The sequence below is a fragment of the Dyella sp. C9 genome (genome assembly GCF_003332825.1).
Lineage (GTDB): Bacteria > Pseudomonadota > Gammaproteobacteria > Xanthomonadales > Rhodanobacteraceae > Dyella.
In genome coordinates this window covers 1-20,603 of sequence record NZ_QIRF01000011.1, presented here as the reverse complement: position 1 = coordinate 20,603, position 20,603 = coordinate 1, and the positions used below count along the sequence as shown (strand labels likewise).

15 protein-coding genes are annotated in these 20,603 nt (G+C 67.5%); 5 read left to right on the top strand and 10 right to left on the bottom strand.

What is annotated here, in order from left to right; translation table 11 throughout:
* Positions 1-20: 20 nt before the first annotated feature.
* From DVU99_RS13200 to DVU99_RS13175, 6 genes are all read right to left on the bottom strand, one after another.
* Positions 21-2,318 (bottom strand): TonB-dependent receptor, encoded by a 2,298-nt coding sequence (locus tag DVU99_RS13200; protein ID WP_114240694.1) that lies wholly within the window; start codon positions 2,316-2,318, stop codon positions 21-23.
* A 167-nt stretch (positions 2,319-2,485) separates the two neighbouring features.
* Positions 2,486-2,872, bottom strand: a complete 387-nt coding sequence (locus tag DVU99_RS13195) for a DUF2946 domain-containing protein (protein WP_157971436.1) — start codon at positions 2,870-2,872, stop codon at positions 2,486-2,488.
* Between the two features lie 95 nt (positions 2,873-2,967).
* Positions 2,968-6,045, bottom strand: coding sequence for an error-prone DNA polymerase (locus tag DVU99_RS13190; RefSeq protein WP_114240692.1), 3,078 nt, complete (start codon positions 6,043-6,045; stop codon positions 2,968-2,970).
* Positions 6,042-7,451 carry a DNA polymerase Y family protein gene (locus DVU99_RS13185; RefSeq protein WP_114240691.1) on the bottom strand — a complete coding sequence of 470 codons (1,410 nt, stop codon included), beginning with the start codon at positions 7,449-7,451 and terminating at the stop codon, positions 6,042-6,044. Before DVU99_RS13185 ends, DVU99_RS13190 begins: the two co-directional genes overlap by 4 nt.
* Before the next feature lie 12 nt (positions 7,452-7,463).
* Positions 7,464-8,087, bottom strand: a complete 624-nt coding sequence (imuA, locus tag DVU99_RS13180; protein ID WP_114240690.1) for a translesion DNA synthesis-associated protein ImuA — start codon at positions 8,085-8,087, stop codon at positions 7,464-7,466.
* Between the two features lie 8 nt (positions 8,088-8,095).
* Entirely contained in the window at positions 8,096-8,590 is a 495-nt protein-coding gene (locus tag DVU99_RS13175) for a LexA family transcriptional regulator (RefSeq protein WP_232823604.1), read from the bottom strand.
* A 325-nt stretch (positions 8,591-8,915) separates the two neighbouring features.
* Here DVU99_RS13175 and DVU99_RS13170 point away from each other — a divergent pair, with 325 nt between their 5' ends.
* The 4 genes from DVU99_RS13170 (at position 8,916) to DVU99_RS13155 (ending at position 12,458) form a co-directional block, all read left to right on the top strand.
* A complete protein-coding gene (locus tag DVU99_RS13170; RefSeq protein ID WP_157971435.1) occupies positions 8,916-10,247 on the top strand; it encodes an OprO/OprP family phosphate-selective porin in 1,332 nt (443 codons plus the stop codon).
* A gap of 110 nt (positions 10,248-10,357) precedes the next feature.
* Positions 10,358-10,630, top strand: a complete 273-nt coding sequence (locus DVU99_RS13165) for a hypothetical protein (protein ID WP_114240687.1) — start codon at positions 10,358-10,360, stop codon at positions 10,628-10,630.
* Positions 10,627-10,884: a hypothetical protein gene (locus tag DVU99_RS13160; protein WP_114240686.1), complete on the top strand. Its 258-nt coding sequence runs from the start codon at positions 10,627-10,629 to the stop codon at positions 10,882-10,884. The genes DVU99_RS13165 and DVU99_RS13160 overlap by 4 nt, the downstream gene beginning before the upstream one ends.
* Before the next feature lie 2 nt (positions 10,885-10,886).
* Positions 10,887-12,458 (top strand): PepSY domain-containing protein, encoded by a 1,572-nt coding sequence (locus DVU99_RS13155; protein ID WP_114240685.1) that lies wholly within the window; start codon positions 10,887-10,889, stop codon positions 12,456-12,458.
* Between the two features lie 48 nt (positions 12,459-12,506).
* Here DVU99_RS13155 and DVU99_RS13150 read toward each other — a convergent pair whose 3' ends face one another.
* Positions 12,507-12,824, bottom strand: coding sequence for an antitoxin Xre/MbcA/ParS toxin-binding domain-containing protein (locus tag DVU99_RS13150; RefSeq protein WP_232823603.1), 318 nt, complete (start codon positions 12,822-12,824; stop codon positions 12,507-12,509).
* A gap of 456 nt (positions 12,825-13,280) precedes the next feature.
* Between DVU99_RS13150 and DVU99_RS13145 the strand changes: the two genes are divergently transcribed.
* A complete protein-coding gene (locus tag DVU99_RS13145; protein WP_157971434.1) occupies positions 13,281-14,033 on the top strand; it encodes a hypothetical protein in 753 nt (250 codons plus the stop codon).
* Between the two features lie 6 nt (positions 14,034-14,039).
* Here DVU99_RS13145 and DVU99_RS13140 read toward each other — a convergent pair whose 3' ends face one another.
* From DVU99_RS13140 to smc, 3 genes are all read right to left on the bottom strand, one after another.
* The gene (locus DVU99_RS13140) at positions 14,040-15,611 is read right to left on the bottom strand and encodes a phospholipase D family protein (protein ID WP_114240683.1); all 1,572 of its coding nucleotides are present in this window, start codon (positions 15,609-15,611) and stop codon (positions 14,040-14,042) included.
* 123 nt (positions 15,612-15,734) lie between these two features.
* Positions 15,735-16,784, bottom strand: a complete 1,050-nt coding sequence (zipA, locus tag DVU99_RS13135) for a cell division protein ZipA (RefSeq protein WP_114240682.1) — start codon at positions 16,782-16,784, stop codon at positions 15,735-15,737.
* 11 nt (positions 16,785-16,795) lie between these two features.
* Entirely contained in the window at positions 16,796-20,305 is a 3,510-nt protein-coding gene (gene smc, locus DVU99_RS13130; RefSeq protein WP_114240681.1) for a chromosome segregation protein SMC, read from the bottom strand.
* Between the last annotated feature and the right edge of the window lie 298 nt (positions 20,306-20,603).

The following is a 20,603-nucleotide window of genomic DNA, read 5'->3' as shown; positions in this document are numbered from 1 at the left end:
GCGGGTGCCGCCCCGCTCCGTCACAGGCTGAGCTTCAGGTCCGCCACGTAGGTGCGTTGGGGAAACGGGTGGTACAGGTAGTACTTCTCATTGTTGATGTTGTCGATACCGAACGACGCGGCCAGGTGGTCGTTGATCTGGTAGTGCGCGCGCACGTCGAACACGCGGAAGCTGTCGAACGCGCCGAACACATGGGGCGTGTTGTCGGTATTGTCCAGCGTGGAGTACTGCTTGCCGCTGTAGCGCCCGGCCAGCGTGAACGCCCAGGAGGCATTGGGACGATAGGTGGCCACGGCAGTGGCCCGCCAGCGCGGCACGTAGGGCGCATGCTTGCCCTCGGAGGTGGTGCCTGCGGCACTGACGAAACTGTCGTTGGACAGGATGGTGGAGTCCACGAAGGTCACGCTGCCCGAGAGCTCCAGCCCCTGGACGAGCACGTTGTCCTTCTGTGCCACCAGCTCCACACCACGATTGCGCAGCTCACCCACGTTCATGACATAAGTGACCGGCACCGCCACGTTGGGCAAGGTCGAGGTCTGCGAAATCAACGCCTGCTTCGTGTTCTCCTGGAACAGCGAGAGGCGCAGCAGGCCCTGGTCCAGCGCGTGCTCGACGGCCAGCTCGCCGCTGCGTACGGTCTCGGGCTTAAGGTCCGGGTTGGGCACGCTGTAGGTGGAGCCGGTGGCGACCAGCTGGTATAGCTCGCCCACGGTCGGGAAGCGAACCGCTCGGCCCAGCGACCCGGTCAGGCGCCAGTCCGGCGCCACGCTCCACTGCAACGTGGCCTTGGGCGAGAACGCATCCGCGGTTTCCCGGGGCTGCTGCACCGCCTTGTTGCCGCTGAAGTTGAAGCCGTCGCTGGCCTTCCACCATTCATAGCGGCCACCCAGGGTGAGCAGCCAGGCGGGCGTCAGCTGCCATGCGTCCTGCACCCACAGGGCCTGCGTCTGGGTCTTGCCGCTGCCGGCTGCATACAACGTGGTGACGGTGGAGGGGTCCTGCCAGCTGGCGAGGTTCCGGGTGGGGTTGGCCAGCTCGTACTGGTCGGCATGCGCGCCGAACGAAACCTCGTGCGCGCCGCCGTAGCCCTGCGGACGCCAGAACAGCGTGGCATCGGCCGTGGACCACTGGGTGCCGTCGTAACTGGCCAGGCGGCCATTGGTGGTGACCTCCGTGCCACTGGTGACGCCGGCGGGCGACCACTGGTGATCCTTGATGAAGTCGTAGTGGCTGACCACGAACGAGGCGTCGTAGTCGCCCTTGGTATCCGACTTCACCGACAGCGCCTGCATCAGGTGATGGGCGCTCAGCTGGTAGACATTGCTGGCGAAGCCGGACACCTTGCCATAGGTGGGATTACCGGAGGCATCGGTCAGGTAGGTGTCGGTATGCGACTGGCCGTGGTTGCTCCAGTAACCCACCATGTAGGTGGCGCGCCAGGTCGGCGTGATGTCGTAGACCAGCTTGCCATTGAGGTCGAGCATGCGGGTATGCAACAGGCCGCCCGCACCGTACACGTTGGCCACCTGCCCCAGCTTGTTGAGCGCCGGAATGGTGCCCGCAGTGCCGGTGGGCGTGGTGCTGCCGGTGATCATCGAAAGCGGCTGGCTGAAGCTGTTGGCGGCATTGGCGCCGAAGAACCAGCCCAGGCTGCCGCTGCGCCCGCTTGCCGTGAGGCTGGTCTGGCTGGTGCTGTAGTTGCCGTGGGTGCCATACAGGTCGAACGACTGCACCGCCTCGGTCTGCTTGATGGTGACCTCGGTCTTGTCGGGAATGCGCGTAACGATGCGCATCACCCCGCCCATCGAATTGCCGGCATAGGCCGCCGAAAACGGCCCATACAGCATGTCGATGTGGTCGATCGCCTCCGGCGAGGTCATGCCCCAGCGCGGCGCGCCGATGGTGTTGTTGTTGGCGATCAGCGCCGAGATCGGAATATCGTCGATGTACACCAGGGTCCGCGCGCTGGAATTGACGCCCCAGGTCCGCGTGGCGAGCACCGGCTGGGTATCGCCGTAGTTGCGCTTGCGGATGAAGATGCTGGGCAGGTACTTGGCCGCATCCTCCACGTCGACCGCGTTCACCGTGGCCTCGACCTGCTCCGCCGGCACGCTGGCCAACGTGCCGGGAAATCTCGGGGCCACGCCTTGCTGGGTGGCAGCGATCACCTTGACGGCGTCGAGACTGGTGATGCGCTTGTCCGTCGCGGTCGTTTGCTGGGGGTCGCCATCGGACCCGCCCTGGGCCAGGGCGATGGAGGAAGCGAGCAGCGTCAGCGGCAGGCCAAGGGCCGCACCGCGAAAGAAGGAAGAGCACATGTCCATGAATCCGTAGGTCGCCGCCCCGTCACGGGCGCGGCGCAAGCCCGAACAGCCGTCACGAGGGTGGGCATCGGCGCATGCGCGCGCCACGCTCCAACCCATGCCGGCTGTCGTCGATGAAGGGCGGCAGCGTGCTCATCCGGCACGACTGCTGCCCGCACACATCATGCGGGCAGGACTGACGGCGGACCGCGCGGATTCGTGCTGAGCAGCAGCCGCGCATGCCAGGGCGCAGACTCGACCGCAGGCAACGGCAACGAGGGCAACCACGCCACGACCCACAGCACGGGCGCGCCGCCACCGAGCAACGGACTATGGCCAAGCAGCACGCAGTAGCCGCATTGGTCGACGTGGCCGGCCGGGGCATCAGGACGGGATGGCTCGTCCGGATGGTGCTCGCTCAGGCCGTGCCCGGTACACCACGCACCCAGGTCGGGCCAGGCCCAGGCCGGGGGCAGCGCACGGGTCAGCGTTGGCGCGGCCACCAGCAGCCACAGGGCGGCGACAGCCAGCCATGCAGCAAATCTCCGTGGTGTCCGGCGTCGGTTCAACCGCTTCCCCAGCAAAGCCTAGAGTAGGCTCCAGACATCATCGCATGCGAAGCGGCCACGGGTCAGCCCGGGCAGCCTGCGACATGACGCCACGCTCAGTGGAAGTCGCGCGAACGGCTGTCCAGCGAGCCCAGCAGCTCGCTCAGGTCGAACAGGCGATGGGCGATGAGGTGGCTGACCCCATCCACCTGCTCCCAGCGTCCGTCCACGGCGAGCAGGCGTGACTCCAGGAAGATGCGCCGCTGGCGCGCCGCCACGTGGCTCCACACCACCACGTTGATCGGCCCGAACTCGTCTTCGATGGTGATGAAGGTGACGCCGCTGGCCGTCTGTGGCCGCTGCCGCTGGGTGACCAGGCCGGCAGCACGCACGTGACTGGCGTTCGGGCGGGCATGCAGGCTGCGCGAGTCCACGCAGTGCGCTGCACGCAGGCGGGGACGGATCTGCTGCAGAGGGTGCGGACCCAGGGTAAGCCCCATGCGTGCATAGTCTGCCAGCGTGTTCTCGCCCTGCGAGGGCGGTGGAAGCACCACGGCCTCCTCGACCGGACTGGCATGACCGAACAACGGCAGCTGCGGCTCGATGCCCGCCATGGCCCAGCGGGCCCGGTGGCGGTGTCCAGCCAGTCCACGCAGCGCATCGGCCTCGGCCAGCGCCTCCTGCTGATGGCGATTGAGCCCGGCGCGGGCGCACAGGTCGGCCACATCGTCGAAATCGCGCTGACTGCGCACCACCACCAGACGCTCCATCACTTCCTGCCGGCAACCACGCACCTGGCGAAAGCCCAGCCGCAGCGCATAGCCGCCACGCGAGGCGGCATCCGATTCCAGCGTGTTGTCCCAATCGCTGTGGCGCACGTCCACCGGCCGCACCTTGATGCCGTGGCGCTGGGCGTCCTGCACGATCTGGCTGGGCCCGTAGAAACCCATGGGCTGGGCGTTGAGCAGGGCGCACAGGAAGGCGGCGCGGTAATGGCATTTCAGCCAGCAGCTGGCATAGACCAGCAGGGCGAAGCTCGCCGCGTGGCTCTCGGGAAACCCGTAGGAGCCGAAGCCCTTGATCTGCTCGAACAGGCGCGCGGCAAAATCCGGGGTGAAACCGTTCTTGAGCATGCCATCCATCAGTCGCCGGCGATGGATCTCCATGTCGCCATTGCGCCGCCACGCCGCCATCGAGCGGCGCAACTGATCCGCCTCGCCCGCCGTGTAATCCGCGGCCTCGATGGCCAGCTTCATCACCTGCTCCTGGAACAGAGGCACACCCAGGGTGCGCTCGAACACGCCGCGCAGCTTCTCCGAGGGATAGGTGACCTCTTCCTCGCCGCGCTTGCGGCGCAGATAAGGGTGCACCATGTCGCCCTGGATCGGACCCGGCCGCACGATCGCCACCTGAATCACCAGGTCGTAGAAGTTCTCCGGGCGATGGCGCGGCAGCATGGCCATCTGCGCGCGCGATTCGATCTGGAACACGCCGATGGTGTCGGCACACTGGATCAACCCGTAGGTATCCGGATCTTCCGGCGGGATCGTCGCCAGGGTCATGTCGCGATCATGATGCGTGCGCAGCAGATCCAGGCATTTGCGGATGCAGGTCAGCATGCCCAGCGCCAGGCAGTCGACCTTGAGCAGGCGCATGGTGTCCAGGTCGTCCTTGTCCCACTGGATGATGGTGCGGTCGGGCATCGAGGCGTTTTCCACCGGCACCAGGTGCGACAGCGGCTGGTCGGAAATGACGAAGCCGCCCACGTGCTGGGAAAGATGCCGCGGGAAATTGCGCAACTCCGCCGTCAGGACGAGCACGCGGCGCAGCAGTGGGCTGTCCGGATCGAAGCCCCGCTCGCGCAGGCGATCCTCGACCGGGTCGTCGCCATCCTGCCACGCGAAGGTGCGCGACAGCAGGTCGATCTGGTCCGACGGCAAACCAAGTGCACGCGCCACGTCGCGCACGGCGCTGCGCCCGCGATAGCAGATCACCGTGGCGGCCAGTGCCGCCCGCTCGCGACCGTACTTGCGGTAGATGTGCTGGATGACCTCCTCGCGCCGCTCGTGCTCGAAGTCGATGTCGATGTCCGGCGGCTCGTCGCGCTCGGCCGAGATGAAGCGTTCGACCAGCAAGGTGGTCTTGTCCGGATCCACCGCGGTCACGCCCAGCGCGTAGCACACCGCCGAATTCGCCGCCGAACCGCGACCCTGGCAGAGGATGTCCTGGCTGCGCGCGAAGCCCACGATCTCCTGCACGGTGAGGAAGTACGACTCGTACTTGAGCTGCGCGATCAGTGCCAGTTCGTGCTCGATCTGCTCGCGCACCTTGGGTGGCACGCCGTGCGGCCAGCGCCACCGCGCACCCTCCTCGGTCAGCTGGCGCAACCAGGTGGTGGCGGTATGGCCCTCCGGCACCAGCTCGGAGGGATAGCGATACTGCAGGTCGGTCATGGCGAAGCGACAGCGCTCGGCGATGCGCACGCTCTCGGCCATCAGGCTGGCGGGATAGATCGCGGCCAGCGCCTCGCGCGTACGCAGGTGGCGCTCGCCATTGGGAAACAGGTGATCGCCCGCCTCGGCCACCGTGCAGTGGTGGCGCAGCGCGGTCATCACGTCCTGCAGGGCGCGCCGGCGGCGCACATGCATGTGCACATCGCCCGTCGCAACCATCGGCAAGCCCAGGGCCTCGGCCACGGACTGCAACTGCGCCAGGCGACGCGCATCGTCGGGGCCGCGATGCAGCTCGACGGCCAGCCACAATCGCCCGGGAAAAAGCGAACGCAGCCATTTGCCATGCGCGTGCTGCGGCTCGTCACCCGGCAACCACAAGGCCAGCGTGCCCGGCAGGCCATCGGCGAGATCGGCACGCAACAGGCGATACGAGCCCTTGTCGGCCATGCGCCGGCCACGCGTGATGAGCGCGCACAGCGCGGTATAGCCTTCCAGGCTTTCGCACAGCAGCACCAGCCTTGGGCCATCCTCCAGCTGGAATTCGGCGCCGACGATCAACGCCAGCCCGGTGTCGCGCGAGGCCTCGTAGGCACGCACGATGCCCGCCAGCGAGCACTCGTCGGTGATGGCCAGCGCGCGATAGCCGCACTGCTTCGCCCGCTCGAACAGTTCGCGCGCACTCGACGCCCCGCGCTGGAACGAGAAATTGGACAGGCAATGCAGCTCGGCGTAGTCGCTCATGCGAACCATCCGTGCAGCATCCAGTTGCCCTGCTCGCCCGGCGCGCAATACATCCACGCACGCTGACCCTGCGCGGTGCGCACCACGTAGTAGTCGCGACGCAGGTCGCCGCCATCCCACCAGCCACTCTCGATGCGCTCGGGGCCGGCCAGGATGTCGGGCGACGGACCACGCCACGGCCGGGGCACGTCAAGCAGCCAGGTCGGGCGCGGCAGCAGGGCCGTACGCGCCGGCGACGCACCGGGCGCACTGGTCTGCGAGCGTTCGGGACGTGGATCGACCGTGCGCCGCAAGTGCTGGATCGACGCCTCCCCCAGGCGCGCACGCAGGCGCTCGCGCAACTGCTCCAGTGGCACCGCATGCGTCGGTCGCGTATCGAACAGATCGCGCCCGGCCGGCACGAAGGGCGGCAGCTCGCGCGCCACCAGGCGCATCGCCACCACCGGCTGCCCCAGCGCCAGCCGCTCCAGGCGGCCACGCGCGCAATCGAACAGCAAGGTGGCATCGCGCCCAGCCGTGAGCATGCCGACCGCCACCCGCGTGGGCGCCCCGCTGCGATGCTCCAGCTCCAGCTCGAAGCGCTGCACGCCGCCATCGCGCCCCGCCAGGTAGGCGGCCAGGTCACCGGTCAATCGGCGCAGCGGAAAGACCAGCGCCTCGACGTGCTCGATCTCGTGCGTCCACTCCATGCGCTGCTCGAAGCTGTCCGGCGGACGATAGCTTTCCATCGGCGTGGGCTCGTCGCCGACAAGGCGACCCAGCCATGCCACCAGTTCGCCATCGAAGCGCCGCTGCAAGCCCGCGCGCGGCAACGCCAGCAGCTGCCCCAGCGTGCGCACGCCCATCGATGAAAGCGCCTGTGTTGCCTCCGGCGGCAGGCGCGCCTGCGCCAGGGGCACCGGCGACAACGCGCGACGCAAGGCATCCGGCGTCATCACCGCCATGCCATCGCGCACGCCCGCCAGCACATAGGCCGCATGCGGCGTGGGTGCCAGGGCAATGCGGTGGCGAAAACCCAGCCCCTGCAGGTCGTCGCGCAGCAGCGATTCAAAGCGGGGCCACGGCCCGAACAGGTTGAGGCTGCGACTGACCTCCAGCACCACCGCATGCGCAAACAACCCCACTTCGGCGCTGTAGCGATAGGCCCAGGCAGCCAGCAGGCGATGCCAGCCCGCCTCGTCGCCGGGGTCGTGCTCGACCATCACGAACTGGCTGAGCAAAGCCTGCGCCGCCACCAGGCGCTGCCCCCGGTAGAGCCCGGCCGCACGCGCCGGAGCATTGGCAGCATGCACCACGCGCGCCTGCGCAGGGCCACTCACCAGCACCAGAGGCTCGTCCGAAGGCGGCCTCCGCCGCAGGACACCGTCCAGCGCCAGACGCGGCAGCAGTACACAGGCCCACAACATGCGCCGCCCTCCTCACGACCAGCCGGCGACGAGCGGCACGGTTCCTGCCGGCGGATTGCCGCCCCGGCATTTGCGTATGCGCACCTGCAGGCCGGGCTCGCTTTCCAGTTCCAGCCGCAGGGCTGCCGGCGATGCCTGCATGGCATGGCGGCGATCGCGGAACACGAAGGCCAGCGCCTTGCCGGTGTCGGCCGCCACCTGCAGGCGACGCAATGCGCGATCGTCCGCCTGCGTCGGCCACGCCAGCACGGCCGCGCAGCTGCCCGAGCGCAGGCATTGCTCGGCGGCCCACAGCACGTCACGTTCGCCGGCCTGCACGATATCCACCTGCGACATCACCACGCCGCGCGCTTCCCAGCCAGCCACGCAAGGCACGTAAGGCGGTGCAATGACCATCACGCTGCGCGACTCGCGGGTAAGCCTGGCCAGCGTGGGCAGCACCAGCTGCAGCTCACCGACGCCATCGGCCGGCAACAGGATTTCGGTCATCGCGTGCTCGGGCCAACCACCGGCCGGCAAGGCTGCATCGAGCGCCGCCCACCCGGTGGGCTGGTGGCTGTCCGGCACCGGCGCGGCACGGCCATGCCAGACCTGGCGGGCATGAAGCAGTGCATCGAGGGCGACGACCTGGCCCATGCGCAACCTCAGCGCAGGGTGCGCAGGCAGCGCGTGACCACGCCCCAGACCGACAGGGTTTCGTCGTCACGAAAAACCAGGGGCTTGAAGTGCGCATTCTCCGGCAGCAGGGCCATATGGCCGTCCAGCCTGCCCAGCCGCTTGATGGTCAGCTCGTTGTTGACCAGCGCCACCACGATGTCGCCCTGTCGCGGCGACAGCGCGCGATCCACCAGCACCTCGTCGCCATCGAAGATGCCCGCCCCTATCATCGACCAGCCCGACACGCGGATGATGAAGGTGCTGGGCTCATGCCCCGGCAGCACCAGATGCGCGTTGAGGTCGACCACTTCGTCGACGTCATCCCCGGCCAGGGTGGGCACGCCAGCCGGCACGCGGCTGAGAAAGGCGGTAAGTGCCACCGTCGATGGCGTCAGCGACACCGGGCGTGGCGCATCCAGCGAGGCCTGGCTGCGATAGGCATCGAGGTAAGCCTGCACCGCCGGCACCTGGCTTTCAGGCACGCGGAGGCGCTGACTGGGCTCACCGGCAGGCCGGCCGGCACCCGGGCGACTTCCACCGTGATCGGAAGGGGGCATGGACGGGCCGCTTGATTATCGGGACAACAATCAAGATACCACCATCCTCATCTCACCGGTTGAGATATCACGCCTCCAGCCGACCTGATCCACCCCTTCCCCAAGCACGGCTCCGGCCATGCAAAACGACTTATCTCACACATGCGCCGTCCCAAACTGCCGTCCGCAATCACGGCAGCATGAGACGCTGGAACGAGGGGCGCCCAGCGACACCACTCGGGGCGAAAGACGATCGAGGACGATCGGAAGCATGGGCCAACGCGAGCACGAAGCACCCATTTACCGGGCGCCCTCACGGCTGGCCCTGGCACTGGCCTGCGCCATCGTCACGGGCTGCGTCTCCCAGCCACCCAAACCACCCGCCGGGACACCCTCGCCCACGCTGCCCTCGCCAGCGCCAGCCTCATCAACCCAGGCCCCAGCCGCGGACAGCACACCGCCCGAAGGCAGCCCGGCCGCCGAGGCGCTGCGCCGACTGTCGCTGATGCGCCCACTGGAAGGCGGCATCGACACGCCGATCATCCACACCCAGATCCACGGCTACCTGATGGTCGATGCCGCCGACTACTCCAGCAAGGGGTTCGGCAACACCCAGTTCTCCGTGCGCCGCGCCGACATCAATTTCCAGCGCCAGCTTTGGCTGGACTGGCTGTTCTATGCCGACAGCCAGTTGGTCGACGGGCACCTGGAATTCAAGGACATCTATGTCCGCAAGGAAACCAGCCACTTCGGCGTGGTCACCATCGGCAACCAGCAGGAACCGTTCGGCCTGGAACAGTACGGCAGCTTCCGCAACACCACCTTCCTCGAGCGCGCCACGACCAGCGCCCTGGCACCCAGCCGAAGCATCGGCGTCACCTCAAGCGACTTTCGTGGCCCCTGGATCTGGAGCTATGGATTGTTCACCGCCGGCACCCGCGACGAGGGGCGCCATCAGCGCGGCCTCGCGCTGACCGGCCGGCTGGCCTACATGCTGCCCACGGAAAACGGCCCTTACCACCTGGCGGTGGATTATTCGACGCGCCGCTACGGCCCCGACAACGACCAGCGCTTCGACTCCGCCCCGGAAGTCGCGCTCTCCAATGGCGTCGACTTCCTGGACACCGGCAACATCCAGGGCTCCAACAAAGTGCAGCGTTACGGACTGGAGGCCGCGCACGTCAGCGGCCCCTTCTCCTGGCAATCGGAATACATGGAGGCGCACCTGCAACGCGACGACGGCCTGCCCTCGCTGCGCTTCCGGGGCTGGTATGCCTACGCCAGCTTCATGCTCACCGGCGAAAGCCGACCCTACCGCGAGAGCAATGCCATCTTCGGCCCGGTGGTGCCCAGTTCGCCCTGGAACGGGCATGGCGGTGGCGCGCTGGAGGTGGCGGTGCGCCTGAGCCGCACCAACCTCAACGACGACGATGTCTTCGGCGGCCAGGAAACCAACCTGAGCGTGGGTGTGAACTGGTACCTGGACAAGTCGGTACGCCTGTCGGCCAACCTCGTGCACGCGATCGACCTGGACAAGCCCGGCAGCGACTACGACGGCAAGCATCCGTCGGCCATCGTCGGCCGCCTCCAGTACCAGTTCTGAGCAGGCTCTCCCGCCTGTTCGGGTTGACAGGTCCTGCGCCAGAAATAAGAATTGTTCGCAATAATTTTCGTCCGGCCAAGGCCTACGCCGGCCGACAAGGAACCCTTCACGTGATCACCCTCCTGGCGCTGCTGCTGACCCTGTCGGGCGCAACGCTGATCTATCTCGCCAGCAGCCGGCAGCAACTGCGCATGCAGCCCCTGCCCGCGCCCGCCCGCGGCGCGGGATGGCTGGCGATCGCGGCCGGCGTACTGTGCTGGTGGCACGTGGCCGGCGCAGGCGCAGGCATCAGCGCAGCCCTTACGGCCCTGATGCTGGCCTGGGTTTGCCTGCCCTACCTTGCCTGGTGGCGTATCACCTCTTCGGAATCCTCCACGCCATGATGGCCCGCTGCCTTGCCGGCACCCTGCTTGGCTTCCCGCTCGCCGCCGCCCTGCTCGCCCTGTTGCTGCACTGGCTGCCCGATCACGGGCGGGCGGTACTGATCCCCGCACTGATCCTGTTTTTCCCGCTATGGATCGCCTTCATGGCGGGCGCCTACATGTTCCGCAGTGGATCGCGCGCCTGGCTGGTGCTCGGGCTCGCCAACGCCGCTGCCTTCCTCGCCCTTTGGGCCGGACGCCTGATGGGTCACTGACGATGAAAGCCGCCACCCTCCGCACCTACCAGACGGTGCACACCTGGACCGGACTGATCGCCGGATTCGCGCTGTTCGTGGCGTTCTATGCCGGCGCGCTGATCGTCTTCCACGACGACATCGCCGCCTGGCAGAACCCACCCTGGCGCAGCGCCGCCGATGCCGGCGTCACCACCGACAGCCTGATCGAGCGCCTGCTCGCGCACCATCCGGCGGCACGCGAGGACTTCGGCGTCATCCTGCCCACGGACGGCTCGCACTCCGCCTACGCCTACTGGGTGGAACAGGGTTCAGCCCGCTTCGCCACCGCCAGCCAGGTCGAGGCGCCGCGCACGGAGGCGTCGGAGAACGAGCTGGCCGATTACATCTACGCCTTGCACGACTCGCTGGGCCTGCCGGTGATCGGCCTGTACCTGATGGGCATTGTCAGCGTGCTCTACGGACTGGCCCTGGTGTCGGGCATCCTGATCCACCTGCCGCAGCTGGTGTCCGACTTCTTCGCCATGCGTGTCGGCCGCAACCTCAAGCGGCTATGGCAGGACGCACACAACGCCATCGGCGTGCTGAGCCTGCCGTTCCACGTGATCTTCGCGGTGACCGGCGCCCTGTTCTGCCTGTTCACCATCACCCTGGCCGCGCTCAATACGGTGGCCTTCGACGGCAAGCTGTTCGACGCGTTCGCCAAGGCCACCCAGACCGCCCCGGTGGTCACGCCCAGTGGTACGCCGGCAAGCATGCTGCCAACCACCGTATTGATCGAGCGGGCGCGCACCGAGGCCCTGGCCAGCGGTGTCACCAGCTTCGATCCGGACTACCTGCACTTCTCCCACTACGGGGACAGCCATGCCGTCGCCGAGGTGCGCGGACGCTCGCAGCACACTCTGGGCACCTACGGCACGGTGGCGCTGTCCGCCCATGACGGCAGGGTGCTGGACAACCACGTGGGCGACCGCCTCAGCGCCAACGGCATCAGCTACGCGGCCCTGTTCGGCCTGCACTTCGGCAGCTTCGGCGGTCGCACGGTGCAGTGGCTGTACTTCATCCTCGGCCTGGCCGGCGCCTTCCTGTTCTACTCGGGCAACCTGCTGTGGATCGAGTCGCGCCGCAAGCGCCGCCACCTCGACCAGCCGCGCCGCACGCTGGTGATGGCGCGCGCCACCATCGGCGTCTGCATTGGCACCTGCCTGGGTATTTCTGGCGCCTTCGCGGCCACCTGGGTCGCCGTGAGGCTGGGCGTCGACGCAGGCATTCCGCAGCGGGTCGCCTGCTATGGACTGTTCCTGGGTGCCTGCGCCTACGCCTGCGTGCGCCCGATCGGCCGGGCCACTACGGAGCTGCTATGGGCTACCGCGCTGCTGACCGTAGCCATCGCCGTCATCGACCTGGCCAGCAATGCCTGCGCCATGGCGCAGGACTGGAGCTCGCTCGCGGGGCGCGTGCTCGGCGTGGACCTGACCGGCATCGCACTGGGCATCGGCTTTGCCCTGCTGGCGCGCGCAGCCTCGAGGCGCGCCAGGGCCGGCGACGCCAACAGCGTCTGGGCCCTGCAGCATGCGGCCGGCGCGCCGTCCTGAGTCATCGTCGGCCCGGCCGTCCGCCGGGCCGATCCGGGCAAGCGCACCTCAATAGGCCATGCGCGCGGCATTGAGCCGCGATGCCACCGGGGCCTCGCTCATCAGGGCAATTTCGTCCCAGACGGTATCGTCCTCGCCATCGGCGATCAGCTCGTAGGCGGTGCGGCCGCCGAAGGCGCTCTGGTGGCGGCACATCCAGCGCAAGGCGCGCTGCCGGTCGCCCAGGCTCTGCACCAGCATGGCCGCCAGCGTCGCATGACGCTGCTCCAGCATGGCGAACGCGCGCTCCATCACACCGTCCCGCTGGGCATTGATCTGGGCTAGCTCCGTGGCGACGTCCTGAAACCTGATCGTAGTCTTGCGCATACGTTCACTCCCTTTCCCCCACGCCGTCCGCTTACAAGGTCCGGGATTTCCCTGCCGGAAGCAGGAGCCCTCCAGGGCGATGCCTCCCTTCCATGGGCGCGCCTGGTGTTGCCTGCAACGCGCGATCCTTTCCGCGCGAGTCGATCATGCGAAAGCAAATGCTGAATTCGCGTGAATTCTCCAGCAGTTGCAGATAGGACTTTTGGATGGTGTCCAAAAGTCCATGCCATTCCGCGTCGCGCATTCCCCCATCGTCAACCTGCAACGCCCCGGCAACGATGACCGGAAGCCACCCAAGCAAAGACGCAAGCTGCGCGAGACGCAGGGAAATGACTGACGCATTCCCACATGCCCGCCGGAACACCCCGCAAGGTCATCCGGCTTTCACAAGCGCCATGCATGGTTCCAGCGACGCTGGCGCACCACGCCGGTGATGCGAGGATCTTGATGGAAGACATGGCGGTTTCCCTGGCGACCCTGGGCGCGTTACTGGCGGGCGCCTGGCTCGGACACGCACTGCGCCTGAGGCTTCCACCGATCCAGTGGTCAACGGAAGCCACGGCCACCATCAAGTTGATGGTCACCCTCCTCGCCTGCGTGGCCGGCCTGGCGCTGGCCTCGCTGCTCGCCTCGTCCAAGGCCGGCTTCGACGAGGTTCGCACCGAGGTCAATCAGAATGCATCACGCGTGCACCAGCTCGACCAGCTGCTGGGCGGCTACGGCCCGGAGGCCGCCCCACTGCGCACCGAACTCGCCGCCCAGTACGCTGCGTTCGTCCAGGTATTGCAGGACGGCCGTCGCGAAGACCTGCCCAGGCTGACCAGCCACGACACGGTGCGCGCCTGGGATGACTTGCAGCGCGGCATCGCTGCACTGCACGCCGCGAATGAGAAGCAGCGCCTGCTGCAGCGGGAGGCCATTGACGTTGCGGGTGCCATCGGCGAGTCGCACTGGAACATTGCACTGAAGAAGGAGGGCTACCTGTCGACGCCCCTGATGGTGACCTTGGTGGCGTGGCTGGTGGTGATGTTTGGCATGTTCGGACTGCTTGCGCCCTCTGACCCCCATCCCCGCGCAGCAATCGCGACGAGCGCCCTGCTCGTGGCGCTGGTGGTTCCGCTGATCCTCGAAATGAACCTGCCGCTCGCCGGCGCGATCCGGGTATCGGCTACGCCCCTGCTCGCAGTCCTTGCTCAGCTGGGGCATTGAGCCTCTTCAGAGCAGGCTCTCGATCGGCAGCAGGCCACCCATGTTCACCTTGAAGCGACGCCACCAGCTCGTCTCCGGCGCGTGGCCGTAGCGGATCATCGGGCCACCGGGCTGCTGCGCCTCCCAGTACATGCCACCGCTCGGATCTAGCAGCACCTGATAGCTGTGCACCGGCTTGATCGCATCGGCAAAGATCACCAGCAACGCCTTGGCCAGCGCGGGGGACTCGACGATCACGCCATCCTCGGTGTTGAGGTCGCGTGAACGCGGATCGAGGTTCATCGAGCCAACGAAGGCGTGCGCGTCGTCCACCACGATGGCCTTGGCATGCAGGCTGTTGCTGCCCGAGGACGAGCCAAAGAAATGACTGCCTCCGCCACTGCGATGCGCATCAGGCTTCAACTCGTAAAGGTGCACGCCCATTTTCAGCAGAGGCACGCGGTAGGAGGCATAGGCCACGTATACGTCACCGGCATCGGTCGAGGCGAGCGAGTTGGTCAGCACGCTCACCTCCACGCCACGGTCACGCATGCCCTGCAGGTAGGCCACGCCTTTGGTGCCCGGCACGAAGTAAGGCGTGATCAGGGTCAGCCGGTGTTTCGCGCCGTCGAGCCAGGCACGCAGCGCGGGCGCCATGTGCAGGTCCTTGCTGTCGGCCTGAGGGTCACTCTTGTCCGGATCATCGGCCAGATAAGTGGTCGCCCCCCATATCCATTCGGTATCCGGTGCCTCGTGCCCGATGTCACCGATGCGGGTCACCAGGTTCTGCGCGTAGCCGCTCTGGCTGAACTGGCGCGCATTGGCGGCCATCGACGTGCGCAGCTTCTCCACTTCACCAGGCCCGGGCACATGGTGATGGAAGGCGGCGATCGGGAACGACTGCGGACTGTTCCAGTAGCGGTCGAACACCTCTCCCACCTGGGCCACCACCGGCCCGATGGCCAGCACGTCCAGGTCGCGGAAATTCAGCTCGCTGTTGGCGTCGAAATATTCGTCACCGATATTGCGTCCGCCGACGATGGCCATCGCCCCGTCGGCGATGAAGGCCTTGTTGTGCATGCGCCGGTTGAGCCGGGAAAAATCACCGGCGAACTGCTTGCCCATGCCCCACAGCGAGGCGTCGCGCTCGAGAAACGGATTGAACAGCCGCACCTGGATATTGCGGTGGCCATCGAGGATGCGCAGCACGTCGTCGTTACCGGCCACGTGCAGGTCATCCAGCAACAGGCGCACGCGCACGCCGCGATCGGCCGCAGCCAGCAGGCGCTGGGCCAGCAGCTCGCCGGTCGAGTCACTGTTGAACATGTAGTACTGCAGGTCCAGCGAATGCACGGCGCGATCGGCCAGCGCGATGCGGGCCAGCAGGGCATCACCGGAATCGCTGATCAGGCGCAGGCCCGAATCGGTGCCGTGCAATGCAACGAGCCGTCGCGCATACGCCTCGAGCGGCGCATCTGCCTGGACCGGCAGCACCGTACTGGGTTCGCGGGGATAGTCGGGGCGCAGGTCCGAATGGGTGCAGGCCGCCAGCGCCAGCAGGCCGACCCAGGCAAGGTGACGCGGCGATATCCAAGCCATACCCCTCCTTCGCGGTCACTTTGATGTTGCAGCGCCCGTGCACGACTGCGATGGCGCGAGGCCATCGCTTCACGGGCTTTTCGCGCACGCCAACGCGTTACCGCAAAAGGCGGTGGGACGCGGTCAACGCCCGAAGGTGATTTCCTTGCCTTCGTGGTCGCGATCCCAGCCGCGCAGCTCGTCACGGATATGCGCCACGCGCTGGCGGCCGAGCGCGTTGCGCTCCTCGTCCAGCACTTGTCCGTCCAACAGCTCGGCAAGGCGTTGCGCGGTGGGCAGCATGGCGTCCCAGGCATCCAGCGCAGGAATGGGCGCCGGCAAGGTCATGAAGAAGCTCAGGCCCGGCGTATGCAGGGCATCGACCCGCCTAAGGTCGAAGTTGCCCGGCTTGAGCATGTTGGCCACGCTGAACACCGGACCCAGCTCGCGCTTGCCGTCAACCAGGCGGTGATAGATGCCCATGTCACCGAATTCCAGGCCGGCCTTCTCGGCCGCCACGATCAGGTCGGCGCCGTCGAAGACGCTGCCTTCGCGCGCTACCACGAACAACGTGACGATCCGCTCCACCGGCATGCGCTCGGGGCGACGCCCCACCTCGGAACGCGGCGGCACGCGTGGCGCGACCGGCTCAGGCGCAGCCGGGGCCGGCACGGGCGCCGCCGGCGCAGCCGCAGGAAGCGGGGCGGGATCAACCGGGCGGGCCGTCGCCGCGGCGTCGCCTGCCGCGGCCGTGGCCTGGGCCAGGCTTTGCTCGAACTGTTCCGGCGGCGCGCGCAAGGCGTCGACGATGGAAGCCGCGATGCCCTGCGGCTTGGCCAGCGGAGCAGGCTCCACTTTGTCCTTGCCGCCCGCCAGCGTGGCGCCCAGGCGCTCAAGCTCCTCGCGCAGGCCCATGTCGAGTTCGCCCTGATGCGGCTGGCGATCACCCAAGGGGTCGAGATCGAAGTCGTCGCGCGCACTGAACGACGGCGCGTCCAGCGCCTCGCCCTCGCCGCCGAAGGTCGGCTCGCGGCGCTCGCCGGACGGACCCGGCACGATGCGCCGCTTGCCCTGTTGCTCTTTCCTGGGCTGGCCGAACAGCCAGATCAGTGCCAGCACGATCAATCCGATGATCAGCATGGGTACGCCGATGGCGGGATCCCAGGCGAAGGCAAGCACGGGTTGTACGGTCATATCGAAAATCCTCAAGCTGCGCCCGCAAGTTTAGCTGCTTCTGCGAGATCCACCTGCACCAGTCGCGATACACCCGGTTCGCGCATGGTGACACCGCACAATTGCGAGGCCGCCTCCATGGTGGCCTTGTTGTGGCTGACGAAGATGAACTGCACCTTCTCGCTCATCTCCTTCACCATGTTGGAGAAGCGGCCCACGTTCGCCTCGTCCAGCGGCGCATCCACCTCGTCGAGCAGGCAGAACGGCGCGGGGTTGAGGCCGAAGATCGCGAATACCAGCGATACCGCAGTGAGGGCCTTCTCGCCACCGGACAGCAGCGAGATGTTGGACACGCGCTTGCCCGGCGGCCGCGCCATGATTGCCACGCCGGTGTCGAGCAGGTCGTCGCCGGTTAGTTCGAGGTAGGCGTGACCGCCGCCAAACAGGCGCGGGAACAGCTCCTGCACGCCCGCATTGACGCGGTCGAAGGTTTCCTTGAAGCGCTGGCGCGTCTCGCGATCGATCTTCTTGATCGCCGCCTCCAGCGTCTCCATGGCGCTACCGAGGTCGGCGAGCTGGTTGTCGAGGTAAGTCTTGCGCTCGCTCTGCTCGGCATGCTCCTGGATCGCCGCCAGGTTCACCGGCTCCAGGCGAACGATCTTCTGCCCGATATCGGTGAGCTGGCTGCGCCACTGGCTGGCATCGGCGTCCTGCGCCAACTCGGCCAGCAGCGGCTCCAGTTCCAGGCCGGAGGCGGCAATGGCTTCGGCCAGTTGCTCGGCACGCAACTGCAGCGCCTGCGCGGCGAGGCGCTTTTGCGACAGTTTCTCGCGCAGGCCGTTGAGGCCCTGCTCGATGCGCTGGCGCTCCTGCTCCAGGCGCCGGAATTCGGCGTCGCAGTCTTCCAGCCCCCGGCGGGCATCCACCAACTGCCGGTCCACCAGCAGGCGCTGGTCGAGATAGGTCTGCCGCTCGGCTTCCAGCTCGGCGATGGGATCGGAGCCGGCAGCCAGCTGTTCGGTAATTTCGCTGCGGCGCGCCTCGATCTGGCGCAGCTGGGTCTCCATGCGTGCCAGCGCCTGCTCCAGCGAGGTCAGCGAGGATCGCTTCGATTCCATCGACAAGGCCAGCGCGTGCGCCTGGTCGGCAGCCTCGCGCGCGTTCATGCGCGCCTCCTCGCGCGCCTCCAGCAGGGCCCGGCGTTCGTTCTCAAGCTCGCGGCGCTGGTCTTCCAGGTCGCCCATGTGACCGACCGACTCGTCCAGGCGCGCACGCGCCTCGCGCGTCTGCGTCTGCAGCTCGTCCAGCTGGTTGAGCAGGTCGTTGATCTCGCCGGCCACCTTCTCGGCACGGGCGCGTGCAGTTTCCATCTTGCCGCGATGGCTCTGCAGCTGGCCGGCCAACTCCGACTGACGGCGATGCGCGTTGTACAACTCGCGCTGGGCGTCATCACGGGCGCGCTCGGCCTCGAACTTGCGGGTGCGCAGGTCGTCCAGCGACTGGGTGGCCTCCTCGATGCGCTCTTCCAGCACCAGGATCTGCTCAGCCAGGGTGCGCATCTCACGCTCGCGCGCCAGCACGCCCACCTGGTTGCCCTGGGCGCGGCGCACGCGCGCCCAGCCCGGACCAATCCACTCGCCGCCGCGCGTCATCACCGACTGGTACGGCGCCAGGGCGGACAGCCCGGCCACAACCTGGTGTGCGTGCTCGATCGAATCGGCGGTGAGCACATGACCGAGGATCGCGATGGCCGCGGCAGGGCCGCGCACATGTGCCGCCAGCGTACCCGCGGTGTTGGCACCGCCCTCGGAAGCATCGAGCAGGGCGACGTCGGCGTTCTCCAGTGCCCCGAACTCCGCGGCCAGGCCGTGCGAGTCATCCACCAGCACCGCATCGAGGAAGCCCGCGAGCGCGGTTTCGACGGCGGTTTCCCAGCCCGCCTCCACCTGCAGCGACTCGCCCAGGCGGCGCGACCTGTCCAGGCCCAGCCGGCTCAGCCAGCCGCTGGCGGCGCTCTCCTCCTGGCCCAGTGCCGCGTGCTGCAGGGCCTCGAGTGACGCCTGGCGACCACGCGCCGTCTGCAACTGCTGGCGTGCCTCGTTGAGCGAGGCCTGCACCTGGCGCTCCTCGTCGAGCACCTTTTCGTAGCCGAGCTTGTGCTGGTCGAGCAGACCGCCCAGCGACTCCACCCGTTCGCGCTGGGTGTCGTGCTCGACGTGCAATTGTTCCGCGGCGGCGTCGAGCGCGGCGACGTCGGTGGCCTTCTGCTCGGCCTCCAGGGCTTCCCTGCGGCGCGACAGATCGACCGTCTGGCGGTCGAGATAGTTGAGCTTGGTGCGCTCCACCTCGGCGGCGCGACTGGATTCGCCCGCCGTGCGGGTGTAGCTGTCCCAGCGCTGCTGCCAATCGGCCAGCTTGGTTTCGGTATCGCGCAGCGAATCGGCGGTGTCGTCCTGCACCTGCTGCAACGCCTCCAGCTTGGGCTCGCCCTCGGCCAGCGCCATGCGCAGACTTTCCACCTGGGTGCGATCGTTGTCGATGTGCTCGGCCAGCTCGGCGTGCTCGCGCTCGGCATCGGCCTGGGCGCGCTGCAGGCGCTCGGCCGTTTCGCGATTGAAGCGCACCTGCTGTTCGACGCGGGCGATCTCTGCGCCCACCTTGTAGACCTCGGCCTGTACCGCATTGAGGTGCTCGCTGGCGCCGGTGTGGCGCTCACGCACGCTCTCCAGTTGAGCCTCGACGTGGCGCTGCGCGGCAACCTGCTTCTCGATCTCCACCTCCGCCGCCGACAGGCCGGAGCCCTCGTTGTCGTGCTGCCCCTTCAGCGCCCGGTATTCCAGCGCGCGCAGCTCGGCTTCCTTGCGGGTCTGCTCTTCCTTCAGCGCCTTCCAGCGCTCGGCGGCGCGGGCTTGGCGGTTGAGGTGCTCCAACTGCTTGTCCACTTCGTCGCGCACGTCGCGTACACGGTCGAGGTTTTCGCGGGTGGACTTGATGCGGCTCTCGGTTTCCTTGCGGCGCTCCTTGTACTTGGAGATGCCGGCGGCTTCTTCCAGGTGCGTGCGTAGGTCGTCGGGCGCGGCCTCGACGATCTGGCTGATCATGCCCTGCTCGATGATCGAGTAGCTGCGCGGACCCAGGCCCGTACCCAGGAACAGGTCGGTGATGTCGCGACGACGGCAGCGCGCGCCATTGAGGAAATAGGCCGACTGGCCGTCACGGCTGACCTGGCGCTTCACCGAGATTTCGGCGTACTGGCCGTACTCGCCCTGGATGGTGCCGTCGCCGTTGTCGAAGATCAGCTCGACCGTGGCCTGGCCCACCGGCTTGCGCGCATTGGAGCCGGAGAAGATCACGTCTGTCAGCGAGTCACCGCGCAGGCGGCTGGCCGCGCTCTCGCCCATCACCCAGCGGATGGCGTCGATGATGTTCGACTTGCCGCAACCATTGGGCCCCACCACGCCGGTCATGTTGGTCGGCAGGTGCAAGGTGGTCGGGTCCACGAAGGACTTGAAACCGGCGAGTTTGATCGTGGTCAGGCGCATGCGGGCATCCGCGGAAAAGATGAAAACCCGGCGCTCCGGGCGATGGGTCACTGTGCCAACCGCAGCCCCCAGCCGCAATGCATTCTGGCTGCAGGTTTCACTTTAGCACTGATGGCTATGTGCGCGTAGGTAAAGGGGAATCACGGCGGGACGGGGGTGCGTGGTGAGTGGCGGGGGCGCCAATGCCGGTCCCCGGCGACGGGGCCACGGGTCGCAACGAAAAGCGCGACGGGCGCCAACGTTGAAATGCCGGGTCTCGGCGGCTCCGCGCCTGGCGCCCCCATGACCCGCCCCACAC

Bases quoted from the DNA above. Each gene is read 5' to 3' on its own strand.
- DVU99_RS13200 (WP_114240694.1), bottom strand. From the start codon at position 2,318: ATGTGCTCTTCCTTCTTTCGCGGTGCGGCCCTTGGCCTGCCGCTGACG.
- DVU99_RS13190 (WP_114240692.1), bottom strand. From the start codon at position 6,045: ATGAGCGACTACGCCGAGCTGCATTGCCTGTCCAATTTCTCGTTCCAG.
- DVU99_RS13185 (WP_114240691.1), bottom strand. From the start codon at position 7,451: ATGTTGTGGGCCTGTGTACTGCTGCCGCGTCTGGCGCTGGACGGTGTC.
- imuA (WP_114240690.1), bottom strand. From the start codon at position 8,087: ATGGGCCAGGTCGTCGCCCTCGATGCACTGCTTCATGCCCGCCAGGTC.
- DVU99_RS13170 (WP_157971435.1), top strand. From the start codon at position 8,916: ATGGGCCAACGCGAGCACGAAGCACCCATTTACCGGGCGCCCTCACGG.
- DVU99_RS13160 (WP_114240686.1), top strand. From the start codon at position 10,627: ATGATGGCCCGCTGCCTTGCCGGCACCCTGCTTGGCTTCCCGCTCGCC.
- DVU99_RS13155 (WP_114240685.1), top strand. From the start codon at position 10,887: ATGAAAGCCGCCACCCTCCGCACCTACCAGACGGTGCACACCTGGACC.
- DVU99_RS13150 (WP_232823603.1), bottom strand. From the start codon at position 12,824: ATGCGCAAGACTACGATCAGGTTTCAGGACGTCGCCACGGAGCTAGCC.
- DVU99_RS13145 (WP_157971434.1), top strand. From the start codon at position 13,281: ATGGCGGTTTCCCTGGCGACCCTGGGCGCGTTACTGGCGGGCGCCTGG.
- DVU99_RS13140 (WP_114240683.1), bottom strand. From the start codon at position 15,611: ATGGCTTGGATATCGCCGCGTCACCTTGCCTGGGTCGGCCTGCTGGCG.
- zipA (WP_114240682.1), bottom strand. From the start codon at position 16,784: ATGACCGTACAACCCGTGCTTGCCTTCGCCTGGGATCCCGCCATCGGC.
- smc (WP_114240681.1), bottom strand. From the start codon at position 20,305: ATGCGCCTGACCACGATCAAACTCGCCGGTTTCAAGTCCTTCGTGGAC.